This is a genomic window from Pedobacter sp. 22226 (assembly GCF_052045455.1).
Lineage (GTDB): Bacteria > Bacteroidota > Bacteroidia > Sphingobacteriales > Sphingobacteriaceae > Pedobacter > Pedobacter jeongneungensis.
The window spans coordinates 58191-74509 of sequence record NZ_JBQEPB010000006.1; the positions used below are offsets into that span (position 1 = coordinate 58191).

15 protein-coding genes and 1 tRNA gene are annotated in these 16319 nt (G+C 40.8%); 7 read left to right on the plus strand and 9 right to left on the minus strand.

Going from position 1 to position 16319, the window contains the following annotated elements:
- Positions 1 to 753 precede the first annotated feature (753 nt).
- On the minus strand, positions 754 to 4416 hold the full coding sequence (gene purL / locus ACTJKC_RS14895; RefSeq protein ID WP_440793052.1) for a phosphoribosylformylglycinamidine synthase: 3663 nt from the start codon (positions 4414 to 4416) through the stop codon (positions 754 to 756).
- 236 nt (positions 4417 to 4652) lie between these two features.
- On the opposite strand from purL, the gene gloA2 reads away from it, so the two are divergent.
- From gloA2 to fbp, 5 genes are all read left to right on the plus strand, one after another.
- Positions 4653 to 5033, plus strand: coding sequence for an SMU1112c/YaeR family gloxylase I-like metalloprotein (gene gloA2 / locus ACTJKC_RS14900; RefSeq protein WP_440793054.1), 381 nt, complete (start codon positions 4653 to 4655; stop codon positions 5031 to 5033).
- A 1-nt stretch (position 5034) separates the two neighbouring features.
- Positions 5035 to 5736, plus strand: a complete 702-nt coding sequence (locus ACTJKC_RS14905; protein ID WP_440793056.1) for a tRNA1(Val) (adenine(37)-N6)-methyltransferase — start codon at positions 5035 to 5037, stop codon at positions 5734 to 5736.
- A gap of 76 nt (positions 5737 to 5812) precedes the next feature.
- A complete protein-coding gene (locus ACTJKC_RS14910) occupies positions 5813 to 7624 on the plus strand; it encodes a serine hydrolase (RefSeq protein WP_440793058.1) in 1812 nt (603 codons plus the stop codon).
- Positions 7625 to 7807: 183 nt separating this feature from the next.
- Positions 7808 to 8299: a metallophosphoesterase family protein gene (locus ACTJKC_RS14915; protein WP_440793060.1), complete on the plus strand. Its 492-nt coding sequence runs from the start codon at positions 7808 to 7810 to the stop codon at positions 8297 to 8299.
- Between the two features lie 19 nt (positions 8300 to 8318).
- On the plus strand, positions 8319 to 9398 hold the full coding sequence (gene fbp, locus ACTJKC_RS14920) for a class 1 fructose-bisphosphatase (protein WP_440793062.1): 1080 nt from the start codon (positions 8319 to 8321) through the stop codon (positions 9396 to 9398).
- Here fbp and rnhA read toward each other — a convergent pair.
- Entirely contained in the window at positions 9395 to 9868 is a 474-nt protein-coding gene (rnhA, locus tag ACTJKC_RS14925) for a ribonuclease HI (protein ID WP_344850054.1), read from the minus strand. The genes fbp and rnhA overlap by 4 nt on opposite strands.
- 176 nt (positions 9869 to 10044) lie before the next feature.
- Here rnhA and ACTJKC_RS14930 point away from each other — a divergent pair.
- Positions 10045 to 10118, plus strand: a tRNA-His gene (locus tag ACTJKC_RS14930).
- Between the two features lie 101 nt (positions 10119 to 10219).
- Positions 10220 to 11371 carry a tyrosine-type recombinase/integrase gene (locus tag ACTJKC_RS14935; protein ID WP_440793064.1) on the plus strand — a complete coding sequence of 384 codons (1152 nt, stop codon included), beginning with the start codon at positions 10220 to 10222 and terminating at the stop codon, positions 11369 to 11371.
- A gap of 213 nt (positions 11372 to 11584) precedes the next feature.
- Here the strand turns inward: ACTJKC_RS14935 and ACTJKC_RS14940 are convergent, their stop codons facing one another.
- From ACTJKC_RS14940 to ACTJKC_RS14970, 7 genes are read right to left on the minus strand one after another with little or no spacing between them, the layout of a single operon-like run.
- A complete protein-coding gene (locus ACTJKC_RS14940) occupies positions 11585 to 11857 on the minus strand; it encodes a hypothetical protein (protein ID WP_025142756.1) in 273 nt (90 codons plus the stop codon).
- Complete coding sequence (locus ACTJKC_RS14945) at positions 11832 to 12089, minus strand: hypothetical protein (RefSeq protein ID WP_440793066.1); 258 nt, start codon at positions 12087 to 12089, stop codon at positions 11832 to 11834. The genes ACTJKC_RS14940 and ACTJKC_RS14945 overlap by 26 nt, the downstream gene beginning before the upstream one ends.
- Positions 12090 to 12106: 17 nt before the next feature.
- Positions 12107 to 12496, minus strand: coding sequence for a hypothetical protein (locus ACTJKC_RS14950; RefSeq protein ID WP_440793068.1), 390 nt, complete (start codon positions 12494 to 12496; stop codon positions 12107 to 12109).
- A 2-nt stretch (positions 12497 to 12498) separates the two neighbouring features.
- Positions 12499 to 14181 (minus strand): hypothetical protein, encoded by a 1683-nt coding sequence (locus ACTJKC_RS14955; protein WP_440793070.1) that lies wholly within the window; start codon positions 14179 to 14181, stop codon positions 12499 to 12501.
- A gap of 2 nt (positions 14182 to 14183) precedes the next feature.
- Complete coding sequence (locus ACTJKC_RS14960; protein ID WP_440793072.1) at positions 14184 to 14477, minus strand: hypothetical protein; 294 nt, start codon at positions 14475 to 14477, stop codon at positions 14184 to 14186.
- A gap of 2 nt (positions 14478 to 14479) precedes the next feature.
- Positions 14480 to 15892: a DUF5977 domain-containing protein gene (locus ACTJKC_RS14965; RefSeq protein WP_440793074.1), complete on the minus strand. Its 1413-nt coding sequence runs from the start codon at positions 15890 to 15892 to the stop codon at positions 14480 to 14482.
- On the minus strand, positions 15892 to 16317 hold the full coding sequence (locus ACTJKC_RS14970; protein WP_440793076.1) for a hypothetical protein: 426 nt from the start codon (positions 16315 to 16317) through the stop codon (positions 15892 to 15894). The genes ACTJKC_RS14965 and ACTJKC_RS14970 overlap by 1 nt, the downstream gene beginning before the upstream one ends.
- Positions 16318 to 16319: the final 2 nt, after the last annotated feature.

Sequence of the window (16319 nt, forward strand, 5' to 3'; positions counted from 1 at the left end):
AAAGACACTTCGTTTACTCCGTGGTCTGTGTCTCCACAGACCACTTGCAAAGAAATCTATCTCGATAGATCTCTCGACTGCGTTGCACTTCGCTCGAGATGACGGCACTGTAAAAACACTTCGTTTACTCCGCGGTCTGTGTCCTCACAGATCACTTGCAAAAACTTGCATCATTAGTTTTGACGATGTTCTGTGAGGACACAGACCGTGGATGTTGGGGTTAGGTAAATTGAAACGGTTTAGGTGGAGCCCGGGCCGTTTTTTATGTTATCTGATTTAAATAGTTGCGTCATTTCGACTGAAGCTAGCAGGTTTCACCGGTAACGAAATGCCTGCCCGTACAGGCGGGGAGAAATCTATCTCGATAGATCTCTCGACTGCGTGCACTTCGTTCGAGATGACGGTACTGTAAAGACACTTTGTTTACTCCGTGGTCTGTGTCCTCACAGATCACTTGCAAAAACTTGCATCATTAGTTTTGACGATGTTCTGTGAGGACACAGACCGTGGATGTTGGGGTTAGGTAAATTGAAACGGTTTAGGCGGAGCCCGGGCCGTTTTTTATGTTATCTGATTTAAATAGTTGCGTCATTCCGAGGCGGGGAGAAATTTATCTCGATAGATCTCTCGACTGCGTTGCACTTCGTTCGAGATGACGGCACTGTAAAGATACTTCGCTTGAGATAGAGGTCTGTAAACAAAAAATGGATGATGGTTTTTACTCCATCATCCATTTTACATCATCCATCAACCTTATCCCTTATTCTCAATCCACTTGCGTGCATTAACAAAAGCTTCCATCCATGGCGAAACTTCGTCTTTACGACCTTGTGGATAATTTGCCCAGTGCCATTGGAACAGTGAGCGCTCAATGTGCGGCATCATTACCAGGTGACGGCCGGTTTCATCACACATCATTGCGGTGTTATAATCAGAGCCATTCGGACTTGCAGGATAGCTTTCGTAGGCATATTTTGCCACTATTTTGTATTTATCTTCTGTATAAGGTAACGAGAATCTTCCTTCACCATGTGAAACCCAAACGCCTAAAGTGCTTCCTGCCAGGGTTGATAACATGACCGAATTGTTTTCCTGTAAGGTTAAAGAAGTGAAAATACTTTCGTGTTTACCGCTTTTGTTGTGCAGCATTTTAGGTTTTTCTGCGTGGTCTTTATTGATTAAGCCCAGCTCCACAAATAACTGGCAACCGTTACAAACACCAACGGATAAAGTATCAGGACGGGCGAAAAATTTCTCTAAAGCCACTCTTGCTTTTTCGTTGTATAAAAATGCACCTGCCCAGCCTTTCGCCGATCCTAAAACATCAGAGTTAGAGAAACCACCAACAGCACCAATAAACTGAATATCTTCTAAAGTTTCCCTGCCGGTGATTAAATCGGTCATGTGTACATCTTTCACATCAAAACCAGCTAAATACATGGCATTGGCCAGTTCGCGCTCTGAGTTACTTCCTTTTTCGCGGATAATGGCCGCTTTTGGACGTGGTTTGGTAGCGTCGATTACCGGTTTCTTGCCATCAAATTGTGTTGGGAAAGTATAGTTTAAAACCTGGTTTTTGTAATTATCGTAACGTTCTTTAGCTAAACCATTACCGGTTTGTTTGCTATCTAACAGGTACGAAGTTTTGAACCAAACATCACGTAAATGATCGATATCAAAGCTAAAGTTATCTGCAGCATTTTTAACTTCCAATTTAGCTGTTTGGTTTACTTCACCGATTTTATGGAAAGTTACGCCTGCCTGAGCAAAAGTTTCTTCAACCGAAGCGTCAGCCTGGAATACGATACCAATATTCTCTGCAAATAATACTTTAATGCTATCAGCTTCTGCCAATGAAGATAAATCGATCGAAGCACCTAAATCACGGTCAGCAAAACACATTTCCAATAAAGTAGTAATTAAACCACCGCTACCAATATCGTGACCAGCCTGGATTTTATCTTCCTTAATTAATTGTTGAAGCGTATTAAATGCTGTTTTAAATTGACCGGCATCTTTAATGTCAGGAGTTTCTGTGCCGATTTTGTTTAAAATCTGCGCAAAAGATGAACCACCTAATTTGTAACCGTCGTTAGAAAGATTGATGTAATAAATTGATCCGCCATTTTTCTGCAATACCGGTTCTACTACTTTGGTAATGTCATCACAGTTAGCACCTGCAGAAATAATTACAGTACCTGGTGCAATCACATCGCCATCTTTGTATTTCTGTTTCATCGACAACGAATCTTTTCCAGTTGGGATGTTGATTCCTAGATCGATGGCAAAATCAGAACAGGCTTTTACGGCAGCATATAAACGTGCATCTTCACCCTCGTTTTTACAGGCCCACATCCAGTTGGCAGATAGCGAAACACTTTTTAAACCATCTTTTAAAGGTGCCCAAACAATATTCGAAAGTGATTCGGCAATGGCATTTCGGCTACCTGCTGCCGGATCGATCAGGGCAGAAAGCGGTGCATGACCAACCGAAGTGGCAATACCTTCTTTACCCTGGAAATCTAAAGCCATTACACCACAGTTGTTTAACGGTAGTTGTAACGGACCAGCACACTGTTGTTTGGCCACACGGCCACCCACGCAACGGTCTACTTTATTGGTTAACCAATCTTTAGCAGCAACAGCTTCTAACTGAAGCACCTGCTCTAAATAGGTATTTAATTCGTTATTGTTATAAGTAACCGCTTCATATTTACGATCGATGGTTTTGTCGTCCATTACGATTTTTGGAGAACTGCCAAACATGGCGGCCAGTTCTAAATCCATCGGTTTTAAACCGGTTGTTGCCGATTTAAAAGTAAAACGGTGATCGCCGGTTACTTTACCAACAGTGTACATTGGCGAACGTTCGCGATCGGCTATTTTTTGAAGGGTTTCGATGTGTTCGTTACCGATTACCAATCCCATTCTTTCCTGCGATTCGTTACCGATAATTTCTTTGGCTGAAAGGGTAGGGTCGCCAACAGGCAATTTATTTAAGTCGATTAAACCACCGGTTTCTTCAACCAGTTCTGATAAACAGTTTAAGTGACCGCCTGCACCGTGATCGTGGATCGATATAATCGAATTATGATCGCTTTCTACCATGCCGCGCACCGCATTTGCCGCACGTTTCTGCATTTCAGGGTTTGAACGCTGGATGGCATTTAATTCAATTCCACTACCATGCTGACCGGTATCTGCAGATGAAACTGCTGCACCTCCCATTCCGATTCTATAGTTTTCGCCACCTAAAATAACAATGTTATCGCCTTCCTGTGGTTTAAGTTTTTGTGCCTGGCTGGCTTTACCGTAACCGATACCACCGGCAAGCATAATTACTTTGTCAAAACCTAATTTTCTGTCTTCTTCTTGATGTTCGAATGTTAAAACCGAACCTGTAATCAGCGGTTGCCCGAATTTATTTCCAAAATCTGTAGCGCCATTTGATGCTTTGATCAGGATATCCATCGGGGTTTGGTATAACCATTCTCTTTCTTCAACACCTTTTTCCCATGGACGGTTATCCTCCAGACGAGAAAGGGCTGTCATGTAAACAGCTGTTCCGGCCAAAGGCAATGAGCCTTGTCCGCCGGCTAAACGGTCTCTGATTTCACCTCCCGAACCTGTAGCCGCACCATTAAAAGGCTCTACGGTGGTTGGGAAATTATGGGTTTCTGCTTTAAGTGAAATTACCGATTCGAAATCGCTTGTGGTATAGTAATCAGGTTCATCGGCACGTTTAGGTGCAAACTGCTGCACTTTCGGACCTTTTATAAAAGCTACGTTATCTTTATAGGCCGAAACAATATCGTTAGGGTTTTCTTCTGAGGTTTTACGGATTAGCTTAAATAAAGAAGTAGGCTGCTCAACACCATCAATTACGAATTTGCCATTGAAAATTTTGTGACGGCAGTGTTCAGAATTTACCTGTGAGAAACCAAAAACTTCAGAATCAGTTAATGGTCTTTCCAGTTTCTGCGCCAGTGAGTTTAAATAATCAACCTCTTCATCGCTTAAAGACAGTCCTTCCTGTTTGTTATAAGCTGCAATATCAGTGATTTCTAAAATCGGTTCAGGTTTAATATTGATGGTATAAACCTCCTGATCCAGTTTGTTGTATTTTTGAGAAAGCATCGGATCATAATCTGAAAAATCCTCGTCAACCTTCTTAAATTCTTCAATCCTAATGATTCCCTGCATGTCCATGTTCTGGGTAATCTCTACTGCGTTAGTGCTCCAGGGAGTAATCATTGCTGCTCTTGGTCCAACGAAAAAGCCAGTTAGGGCTGTTTCCTGCGAGATTTTGGCGCCGCCAAATAACCATTCGAGTTTAGTAATATCAGTGGTAGAAAGCGCTTTGTCTGTTTGTAGAACAAAAATCGCCTGCGATTGACTAAGGAAGAAATGAATCATGCTTTTTTTTTGAAGTTGCAAAAATAGCGTTTTTAAATTTAATGACAGAATGAATCAGGGAATGAATGATAGAATTTTGAATGATTGAATGATTGAGTTTTGAATGAGAGAATGCTAAAAAGAATTTTGATTAACTAATAAGGATATTTTGCAACTTTGCTTTGTAATTCAATAATGCATTCTATCATTCATTCATTCTGTCATTCAATAATTTTGACATTCAATCATTAATTTTTATGCTTCGTATCCACCACATTGCCATTATCTGTTCTGATTACGAAAAATCGAAAGATTTTTATGTAAATAAATTGGGTTTTAAGGTTTTGGCCGAGGTTTACCGGACTGAAAGAAAATCGTATAAACTCGATCTGGCGGTAAATGGTGTGTATCAGATCGAGCTTTTTTCCTTCGAAAATCCTCCTGCAAGACCATCGCGACCAGAAGCACAGGGTTTGCGTCATCTGGCTTTTGAGGTTGAGGATATCGAGAAAGAAATTTCCAGATTAAACGAACAGGGAATTGTAACGGAGCCGATCCGCGTTGATGAATTTACTGATAAAAGGTTTACTTTTTTTGCCGATCCGGATGGTTTGCCTTTAGAATTGTACGAAATTTAAGATGAATATTTTTAAATTCAAACAGTTCGATGTCGATCAAACAGGCTGCGCCATGAAAATTAATACCGATGGCGTATTGCTTGGTGCAACCGTTTCGCATCCATCGCCAAAAAAGATTCTGGATATTGGCACAGGAACGGGTGTAATTGCTTTAATGCTGGCGCAACGTTTTCCTGATGCATTTATAGAAGCAGTAGAAATTGATCAACAAGCTGCTGAAACTGCGAGCAAAAACTTCCGGTTATCAGTTTTCAGTGAGCGCCTGAATATTAACCATGTTGCAATTGAACAATATAATACGAATGAAAAATTTGACCTGATTGTATCTAATCCGCCTTTTTTTGTAAATGATTTAAAAAACGAAGAAATCAGAAAAGGCATCGCACGGCATGCAGATGAAGACTTTTTTAGTTCGTTGGTAGAAAAATCAAACTCGCTTTTGGCTGATGGAGGGCAGATCTGGTTAATTCTCCCGATAAAACAGGCCGATAAGGTGATTAATATCGCTTCTCCATATAATTTATCACTTGCCGAACGCGTTAATATTCATTCTGATGAAAATAAACCTACTTTCAGGCAAGTCATCTGTTTAAAAAAAGGGGAAGTGCCTTTAAAAGAAAGTGATTTTAATATTTATGAATCTTTAAAGGAACATACGCAGGAGTATAAGATTTTACTTAAAGATTTTTTTCTGGCTTACTAAGGAAATAGTTTGAAGCATAAGCGTTTTCTGCTATATCATTTGTAATTTAGGCTGCAAACCAACTCACCTAAATTAAATGAAACGTAGTCTAAATGTGTTTTTGCTGTGCCTGATGGCAATATCTTCTCTTGCGCAATCTAAAAAACAAAAAACCGGCGATCCTTTGGCGGGGATTGATACCCTATTAAACCGCGTATTAAAAGATCAGCAGGTGGCTGGTTTTGCAGTGGCTGTGGTAAAAGGCGATCAGGTAATTTATAGCAAAGGCTTTGGCTACCGGGATCTGGAGAACAAAAAACCGGTTAGGCCGAATACCCTTTTTGCTATCGGTTCGAGCACAAAATCATTTACATCAGCACTCATTGGTTTACAACAAAAAGAAGGGAAATTATCATTTGATGGCATCGCTACCTCATATTTACCACAGTTAAAATTTTACAACGATAACATGAACAGCCAGATTACCGTACGTGATATGATGTGCCACCGTACCGGTTTGTCGCGTTATGATTTATCGTGGTTCGTATTTAATACTTCAAACCGCGATAGTATCATTCAAAGGGTTCGTTATATGGAGCCTACTGCTGCAGTGCGCGAGAAATGGCAGTACAACAACTTTATGTTTCTTGCGCAGGGGATGATTGTTGAAAAACTGACCGGAAAAACCTGGGAGCAGAATATTAAAGAAAAGTTTTTTGATCCTTTGGAGATGAACCGTTCAAATACCGATATTTTCAAATTTGAAAAAGATAGCGACGCTTCCTTACCTTATACTGTGAATGATAAAGGCGCAATTGAAAAGATTGATTATTTTAATATAGATGGTATGGGTCCGGCCGGAAGCATTAATAGCAGTGTAAACGATATGACACACTGGTTAAAAGTTTGGATTAACGGGGGATCTTATAAAGGAAAGGAAATTTTACCTGTTTCATACATCAGGGAAGCTGCAAGTTCGCAGATGGTAATGAACGGTGGTTTACCAGAAGAGGATGAGGACATTTATTTATCTACCTATGGTTTTGGCTGGATGATCAGCTCTTACCGCGGCCATTATATGGTAGAGCATGGCGGTAATATTAATGGTTTTTCGGCAAGTGTATCCTTTTTTCCTACAGATAAATTGGGTATAGTGGTTTTAACCAATCAAAACGGCTCCCCTGTTCCGAAAATTGTATATAGCAGCATTGCCGACCGGATGCTGGAACTGGAAAATACCGATTGGAATAGTAGGGCGATTAAAGCAAAAAAAGAAGCCAGAGAAAGAGAAAAAGCCACCAAAAAAACGGCAGAGAATGCCCATGTTTTAAATACAAAACCTTCTCATCCTTTAAAAGATTATGATGGTTTATTTGATAACCCTGCTTATGGCGTAATCAATGTATCGTTCAAAAACGATTCGCTGTTTGCCATGATGGGTAAAGAAAAACTTTTGCTCAGACATTACCATTACGATGTGTTCAGCATTAGCGGGATAGATAAAAAAGGGAAAATTGATACAGCAGAAAGCGATTTACGTTTCAATTTTATCAGCGGACAGGATGGGAAAATTGAAGGGATCAGTATTCCTTTAGAACGTGGAATGAAACCTGCCATTTTTAATTACAAGCCAAGAACGGTTGAATTAAGTGCTGCAGAATTAGAAAATTATACCGGAAGCTATGGTGAAAAGGGGATGGCAAAAGTTTATTTAAAAGGTAAAGTTTTATTTGTCTCTGTACCCGGTCAGCCCGAATATGAAACCGTTTCAGTTGGAAACGATACTTTTAATTTCAAAAATTTAAAGGGTTTTAGTTTAAAATTCGAGAAGAAAGAAGGCGTGTCAAAACCTTTGTCTGTTTCTTTTATACAACCCAACGGGACATTTAAACAGGTAAGACAGCATTAATTTTTCCTTTGAAATGATGGCCTGTTCCAATGCTAATATCCTATAGATAAAATAAGGTGCTTTCTTAGGTTTTTAATGATTTTTCAGGTTAAAAAGATTGTTTTTTCTGAAACATTAAACACGCAGAAAATAATTTGTTGCGATGTTTAATGTGGGAAACCGGATTGATATTACCTTTGATTCATGAAAAAAATAGGATTAATTTCTGATACGCATGGTTTTTTGGATGAAGCCGTTTTCAAACACTTTGATGAGGTAGATGAAATCTGGCATGCGGGTGATTTTGGTCCAGATGTAGCAGAACCCCTGGCCGCATTTAAACCCTTGCGGGGGGTATTCGGAAACATTGATGATGCAACCATCAGATCAGCCTTTCCTGAACAAAATCGATTTAGCTGCGAAGAGGTTGATGTATGGATGACCCACATAGGCGGTTATCCCGGCAGGTATTCTAATTTTGTAAAGCCAGAAATATACACTAACCCTCCAAAATTATTTATTACCGGACATTCTCATATTTTGAAAGTAATGTTCGATGAAAAAATAAAATGTTTGCATATAAACCCCGGAGCAGCAGGAAAACACGGCTGGCACAAGGTGCGTACACTGATCAGGTTTTGCATTACTGACGAAAATATTCATACCTTAGAGGTTATAGAGTTATCGGGTAGATAATGTAAAATGTACACTAAGTATGGTTTATGGCGTTAAAACACTAGGACAATTTATTATAGAAAAACAGGCAGATTTCCCTTATGCCAAAGGAGAGCTTTCCAGGCTGCTAAGAGATATTGGCATTGCCGCAAAAATTGTAAACCGCGAAATTAATAAGGCAGGTTTGGTTGATATTCTTGGCGACATGGGTACAACCAATATTCAGGGAGAAGAACAGAAAAAATTAGATGTTTATGCAGATAAGCAGTTTATTGCCGCATTAACCAGCGGTGGCGAATGCTGCATTGTGGCAACTGAAGAAGAAGACGAAATCATCCATATCGAATCTCCGGTTTCGCAGAATGCCAAATATATTGTTTGCATCGATCCTTTAGATGGTTCTTCAAATACCGATGTAAATGTTGCCGTGGGCACTATTTTCTCTATTTATCGCCGGAAATCGGTGGATGGCAGGGCAAGTATAGATGATGTATTGCAAAAGGGTACGCAGCAGGTGGCCGCAGGTTATATTATTTATGGTTCATCAACCATGCTGGTGTACACTACCGGAAAAGGGGTGAACGGGTTTACCCTCGATCCGTCAATAGGCGAATTCTGTTTATCGCATCCTCAAATGAAAATCCCCGAGGTGGGCTATTTATATTCCGTAAATGAAGGGAATTACGTGCATTTTCCTGACGGTGTAAAAAAATACATCAAATATTGCCAGGTAGAAGATGAAGCAACAAAACGTCCTTACACTTCACGTTATATCGGCTCGATGGTGGGCGATATCCACCGGAATTTAATAAAGGGTGGTATTTATATCTATCCAACCACCGCACGCTCACCTAACGGAAAGCTAAGGTTGCTGTACGAATGTAACCCGATGGCTTTTATTATAGAGCAGGCCGGGGGCAAAGCCAGTACAGGTTTCGAGCGCATATTGGAAATCCAGCCGACCGAACTACACCAAAGGGTTCCGGTTTTTATCGGCTCCAGAAAAATGGTTGAGAAAGCAGAAGAAATGATGTTGCTTTACACTGCAAAATCGATCTCTGTTGATGAGAATATAGAAGCTAAGCTTGAAGATTTAAATGTAATCGGCGGGATAGACTAAAAAAGGTTTGCCTTATTTCTTTCTGCTTCAAAAAAAGTATCTATCGCTAAATTTTGTTTGTCTTGCGAGGCAAAAACAGCTAAACGGTCGCAGCGCTCATTCTCAGGATGATCGTTGTGACCTTTAATCCAGATAAATTTTACCTTGTGCAGTTTGTATAGTTCGAGGAAACGCAACCAGAGGTCTTTGTTCTTTTTATCTTTAAAACCTTTTTTCACCCAGCCGAAAACCCATTTTTTTTCAACGGCATCAACCACATATTTCGAATCTGAATAAACGGTCACCTCCTGGTTCAAACTTTTTAATGCCTCTAATCCCTTTATTACAGCCAATAACTCCATGCGGTTATTTGTAGTCATTCTAAAACCACCACTCAGTTCCTTGTAGTGTTGCCCTGCCCTTAAAATAGTACCCCAACCACCTGGTCCGGGGTTTCCGCTAGCTGCTCCGTCTGTATAAATTTCGATCATAAACGCTGTAAAGTTATGTTTTTAGCTTTAAAATCGCCTATTTTATCTGTTGCTGAAATTTTTTTTCAATTTCAAATAATTGAATGTTAAGGAATTAAAAATTTGTTGTAAAAACTTTGAAAAAAATATTTGCGAGGAATATTAAAAGTCGTACTTTTGTGACATCAAAAAACACGGTGGCTGTAGCTCAGTTGGTTAGAGTATTGGTTTGTGGTGCCGAGGGTCGTGGGTTCGAGCCCCATCAGCCACCCAAAACCGTCTTTACATATATGTGAAGGCGGTTTTTTATTGTTTGCGGCAATCGTTGCGTCAGTAAAGGACAGATTTAAGCTAATTGATGATCTAAACCAAATGCCAGAACCTCCCTATAAACCTGCCCGACTGATCGAAAGCGAAACCCTTCGCTGGTATATCGTTTTCTATGTATGGGATGCGCAAAAGGGTATATTGGTGCGGAAACGCGATTATGAAGTTGATAAACAAAAGACCATCAAAGAAAAAAGGGCTTTTGCAGAGACCCGTATAAGGGAAATAAACAAACTCCTTTCAAACGGGTTCCATATCCATGAAGCAAAGCACGCGGAACAGAAAATTATTGCCGTGAACCTGCGTAATGACCACACCATAAGTCAGGCATTCAAAATCATTATTCAGACAATTAAAAACAGCCGGCGCCTGGCTACCTTTAACAGTTACTCATCAATCGCCAATCTTTTTTTGGCCTACTGCAAAGTCCAGGGATGGGAAAAATGGCTGATCAATTCGTTAAAAAAAGAGGATGTAATCGGTTTTTTGGATTACAAACAGGCAAACGGACTGAACAATGTTACCAGGAACAAATACGGATCGGCAATAAAGGCAATGCTGGGTATGATGGTCGAACGTAAGATGATCGAGGCCAACCCCGCGGCAGGCATAAAAAAGGAACCGGAAGAAATCGGAAAAAACATCGCGTACGATCCAGACCAGGTAAAAACCTTAAAAGAGGTCATAACCGGAAAAAATATCCGGTTGTGGTACTTTGTACAGTTCATGTTTTATGGCTTCATCAGGCCGGCAGAAATCGGCCGGTTAAGGGTTAATATGGTCGATATTAAAAACCGGCAAATAGTAATGCCCGCAAACATCACCAAAAACCGCAAAATCCGTTATGTAAGGCTTTCACTCAATTTTTTAGAGGTTATACAGGCGCTTGATCTGAAAAAGGCAAAAAGCAATGATTATGTTTTTGGTAAAAATCTGCGCCCGGGCAGCGAAACGCTGTCAAAAAATTTCGCTGGCAAAATCCATTCTGCAATTGTAAAAGAACTGGATTTTGGAAGTGATTACACGCTGTATAGCTGGAAGCATACCGGTGTCGTGGAGCATTACCGTGCAGGTATCGACATAAAGAGCCTGCAACAACAGTTGGGGCATTCAAGTTTAGAGGAAACGGACACTTATCTAAAATCGTTGGGGCTTATTGCCGATCTAACGGCTTTCGATAATGCGCCTTCAATTTAATTTCGGGACCTCACAGACAGAAACGGCTATGAGATCCTGATCATAACGCCAAAATTGACTATGTTGGCCATCATAGTCATTTCCGGTGTTATGACCGGTATTTGTGTATGTTTTTTTTAAACGCCGGCAGTCATGGCCATAAATAACGATGTGAGCTCTCATCGTTATTTATGGCATTAAACAAAAAAAAGCCACCATATTGGTGGCTTTCGATCAGTTTTGCTGTGTTACCGTAACGGTCTGTTCGACCGGCTTTTTATACTCGAAAAGGTAAAATTCGATTTTGCTTACGCGCTTATCTATTGCGTTATCCTTTTCCGTTTTACTATCCATCTTCTGGTTCATAGTGTTTACCGTGGTGATCAGGTTATCGACTTTATCGGTATAATTCAATGAATTGATATAAGAACCGCCAAAATACGTGATGATTGAAAGCAGGTAGGGTAAAAAGGCGATAAGCTTATTTTGCTGGTTCGGCGCTGTCATCGGCTGCATCCTCCTTCGTTAACTGAGCAATAGTGATTGCGGCACCGGACATTGACGCAACAATTGTTGCAATAGTAGTAACAGCTGCCGGTACGGCAAAGCCGCCCGTTAAAACCGTACCGGCTAAGACACCGGCGATAGCGGCGTATTTCTGGAACCTTTTCCAAAAGCTTGGTGTTTTGGAAGTGGCGCGATCAACCAGGTTACCGATTGATAAGTTGTCATTCTTCATTGTTTGGTTTGTTTGGTTTATAAATATCTTGTTTCTGTCCATTGGAACGCATAATAGGGAAAGTCTGCCAGGGTAATACTCATGCCTTTTATTTCGGTTGTTTCCTGTACAATTTTTTCTTCATTGTTAAGTTCAAATATCATCGACATACCCTGTACGGAAGTTTGTTCAATCTCAAAGTTGCGTTCCCCATCGGATACTTCAAAAAGGATCGAACTACCCCTTATCTCCGAAAGTTCCGTCAACTGTTCTGATCCACTACCAGTGTAAGAAAAATCTGTAATCCCGTAAACGCCCCGAAAGCTATCGCCGGTATCAAAGGTTTCTCCGTTATAGATAACGCTTTTGGTTCCTATTACTTCGTATAGGCGGTCTGGCGATATTTCCCCCGATTGAACGATATACATTTTTAAGGTTTTAAATTGTTTACACGGATAGTATATTTTACCTGCATAAATTTGGCACTGATCGGGAATTCTTTTCCTGTGCCACGTTCGTAATCAGGATCACCGTTACCGCGTATGATCTTACCCAACCTGGTATCACCAATGTTGTTCGATTTAAATTTAACATTTGGCTCATAGTGCTGGTAGGCTTGGTCTTTCATAGCCTCGATCACTGTTCCGGCACCGATGAAAGCATTTGAGTCTATTGCCTCAAAAGTCTTGTCGGTGTAATCAATCCCATTGTAATTGATTGTTCCTGTCACATAGTACCAGTAAGTAGGCGTTAGCGGGCTACCTTCCAAAATAGTGGCTTCACCATCACTAAACCGTGCCTCAATTGTATGTCGCTGTGGAGCTTCTGTAATTTCCCTGCACACTCCTGCCAGCTCAGTTGTATATGATGTTACATCGGTAGTGGTAAACCTTTCACCAGGCTGGATTACAGCATTTACATAAGTTATAGCAGAACCTTCGACGATGTAAGGGGTATTTGGCTTCAGGGCTTCACTTGCTGTTACCACGGTAGTTGCAAGGTCGGCGATACTATCGATATAATGACCGTTCCTATCAGCAATGAAACCATAAATAGGCGCTACGGCCAACTCCCTTTGTATCAGGTTAGGGATTACCTTAGTTTCGATTGATGCATCTAAATTTTTATTGTTTAATTTGATTTCATTGTCTCCAATCGTAACGTTTACGGCACTACTAAACCTAAATGTACCTTGTGTTTCATCTGCGCGGGCCAAAATCGGATAACCTAGGGACAAAGCACCTACGTATGTACCGAAATAACTTGCGTTTTTGGCTGGGCTGTTAAAGGACAGACTATAATCGCCAACATTTGGGTTGTTAAACTGAGGGTCTCCGAAAACGCAGTTGGTAAGGCCTATATAATTAGGGTGTACGGTTTTAATAAATGCCAGTAAATCTACTTTATTATTAATCTCAACATAGTCATCGGATTGGAGCATTCTAAACCTACAATTATGGAACAAACAGTAGTCCCAAATTGGTGGCAATTCTGTAGCTCCATAATACTGGAGTGTAAAATCGCATCCATCAAATATTGAGAAATAAAAGCAACTCATATATGTTGTAGGATTTTCAGGAGTGCTACCGCCTGGATTGATTTTAGAACTAATGAAAGTGTTATTGCCAGAAGACGTTACGCTCATAATATTCGTTGCATCCCCAAAAATAGAGCCTCTGCAAGAAATTACATTATGATGGATGGAATTTGGCGCATTTAAATAAATGTTTCTCGCAGAAAATAGAGTACAAAAACCGGATTCATATAAGTTTACAGCATCTTTTGTTTTGAGTATAAAACCATTAGGCCTTACAGTTAAATCTTCTCCATTTATTGTGTTGTCGATAACTACATCACCATCAGCGAACCCCTGGCCTCCTATTCTTGCAATTTCCCTGTACACGCCACTTCCAACTATTATAGTTGCACTGATAAATCTAGCAAATTCAAATGTTCTGTACGGGTACATCCGGCTACCGTTGCCCGTAATGTCATTGCCCCATAATGCAATATAAACAGCATTATTCGGCCTCACATTGTCTGGTGTGTCTTCAATAACCAGATTGTATCTGTTAGGTACATTCGGTCTCAATGACCAGTTATAAGTTGCCATAATTAATTATCTGTGCATTTAAGTTTAACGTTTGCGGATGCTGTCATCAGATCATCGTAAGTGAATGAGACAAAAACACGGTCGCCCGCGTTGTAAGTGAAAGGGTAGGACTGCTCACCTACAGGATAAGTGCCTGTCAATCCGGTTTTAAGTTTAGCTGTGTGGGCGCCCGATAAAATAACCTGGTTGATCACGCCCGAATTTTCCATGTAAATAGAAACCTCATTTACCCCGATTGGGTTAACCTGGTACGACACTGTTTTTGCATCGCTTAATTTTAAATATCTATTTTTCATAATTATGATTGCGAAATAATATCATGCCCATCAACAACATTTGGCGTAGGAACCGTGATAACTAAGTTTGTTACGTAATGTGTATTTGAAGAATATGAATAAAGGTTTAGCGAGGTTGATTCTGCTGCAAGTGTCCGCGTTCCACCAATGTTTGACGGATCAATGTCTCCCGTTAAAGGGTTAAGAACACCACTCCATGTAAAACGTATCCCTTCACTTACACTTACCTCATCACCATTTTCATCCGTTAAAGCCACCGAGATTTGACGGATTTCTCCAACACCACCGCTTAACGTAAGGTAATATTTGGGGAAGTTAACTGTACAAGTTGCCCCGTTTTCAGGATCATTCGCAAACGCCTGTCCTTCGGTTGCAAAATCAGGATCGTTTGCGGCCTTATTATCAGCATCAATCTGGCTAATGTCGGACTGGTAATTTTTAGTGAACGGTATCGCTGATCCGGTTGCATTTCCACCACAATTGTTTCGGGTAAAACTTTGTGTCCTCTGGGCGTAGTAACGCTGTGCAGGAACGCTGCATGTTCCGCCGTTTGCCGGATCATTAGCAAATGCCTGTCCTTCGGTTGCAAAGTTAGGATCATTAGCGGCAGCATCATCTGCGGCCTGTTGGGTTGAACCGGTATAGTTTTTTATAAATGGCACAGATGAGCCAGTTTCTCCGGAAGCGCAATTATTACGTGTAAAGCTTTGCGATCTTTGTGCAGAAAATGACGGCAATGTAGAACATGTAGCACCGTTTGCAGGATCGTTTGCCCATGCCTGGCCTTCTGCCGCAAAATTCGCATCATTCGCCCGCTGGTTGTTTGCATCAACCTGGCTGATCGTTGATGTATAGGTTTTTTCGAATGTTACCGATGATCCGGTTGAACCGATACCACAATTATTGCGCGTAAAGTTCTGCGATCTGGTTGCAGTAAAGACGGTTCCGTTGTCATCTTCGATTTTTGGATTGTAATCAACGTTAATGAAATACGGATCAGGTTCGGAAACTCCGATAGTTACCGGAAGATCACCAGAAACGGCCTGCAATTTTACTTCGCCGTTAAGTTCTATTACCAAATAGCATTCTGTTGACTGGCACGTGAAATTTTGTTTTAACTTGTGTTTTGGCCTCGTATTCAGTGGCAATACACCCAAAATGAGTTCAGAGCCTACGAAATCCGACTTAACGCCAAATTGCCCTGCAAGGAACAAAATAGCCTTGTCCGGATAACTCATCATATCAAGTTTATACTGAATATTGATTTGCTCGTCGAAGATATTCAGGCTTTTTTCCGGCAGGTCTAACCAGTCGCCCAGATCAGAGGCCAATAACACACCGTCACCAGGTGAACCGTTACCACCACCGGTATTAAAGACCGGTATCTGATAAACTCGTTTTTTATTGTATTCCATTACATTAAATATTGAACCTGAACTTTGTGTGCTTTGTTATCGGCTGATACGATCCTGAAACGACGGATATTTTCGGTTCCAACGATTTCGAAAATACTTAAATGTGTCATCGGCAAACCGTCGGTAGGCGTAGGTAAACTACCATCCTGCCAGTGGCGTGCGATAATCGCATTTGGAGCCGCGCCCTCTGCCGCTTCCAGTACCACTATGGCAGAGTTTGCATAGGTGCCCTGGTGCAGCTTCATTACCTTGTTTTCGCCCGCGGGTGTTGATTCATTCGTGTTTAATAAAAAAGTTGTATTGGTAACGCCGACGATACCTTTGTTTCCTAATTGTGCGGGAACGTAATTTTCTGGTGCAGATATTTCGTCAGCTGGTATGGCCGGTGGTAATACCCCGATTGTTTCTTCGCCTATGTAACCCATTT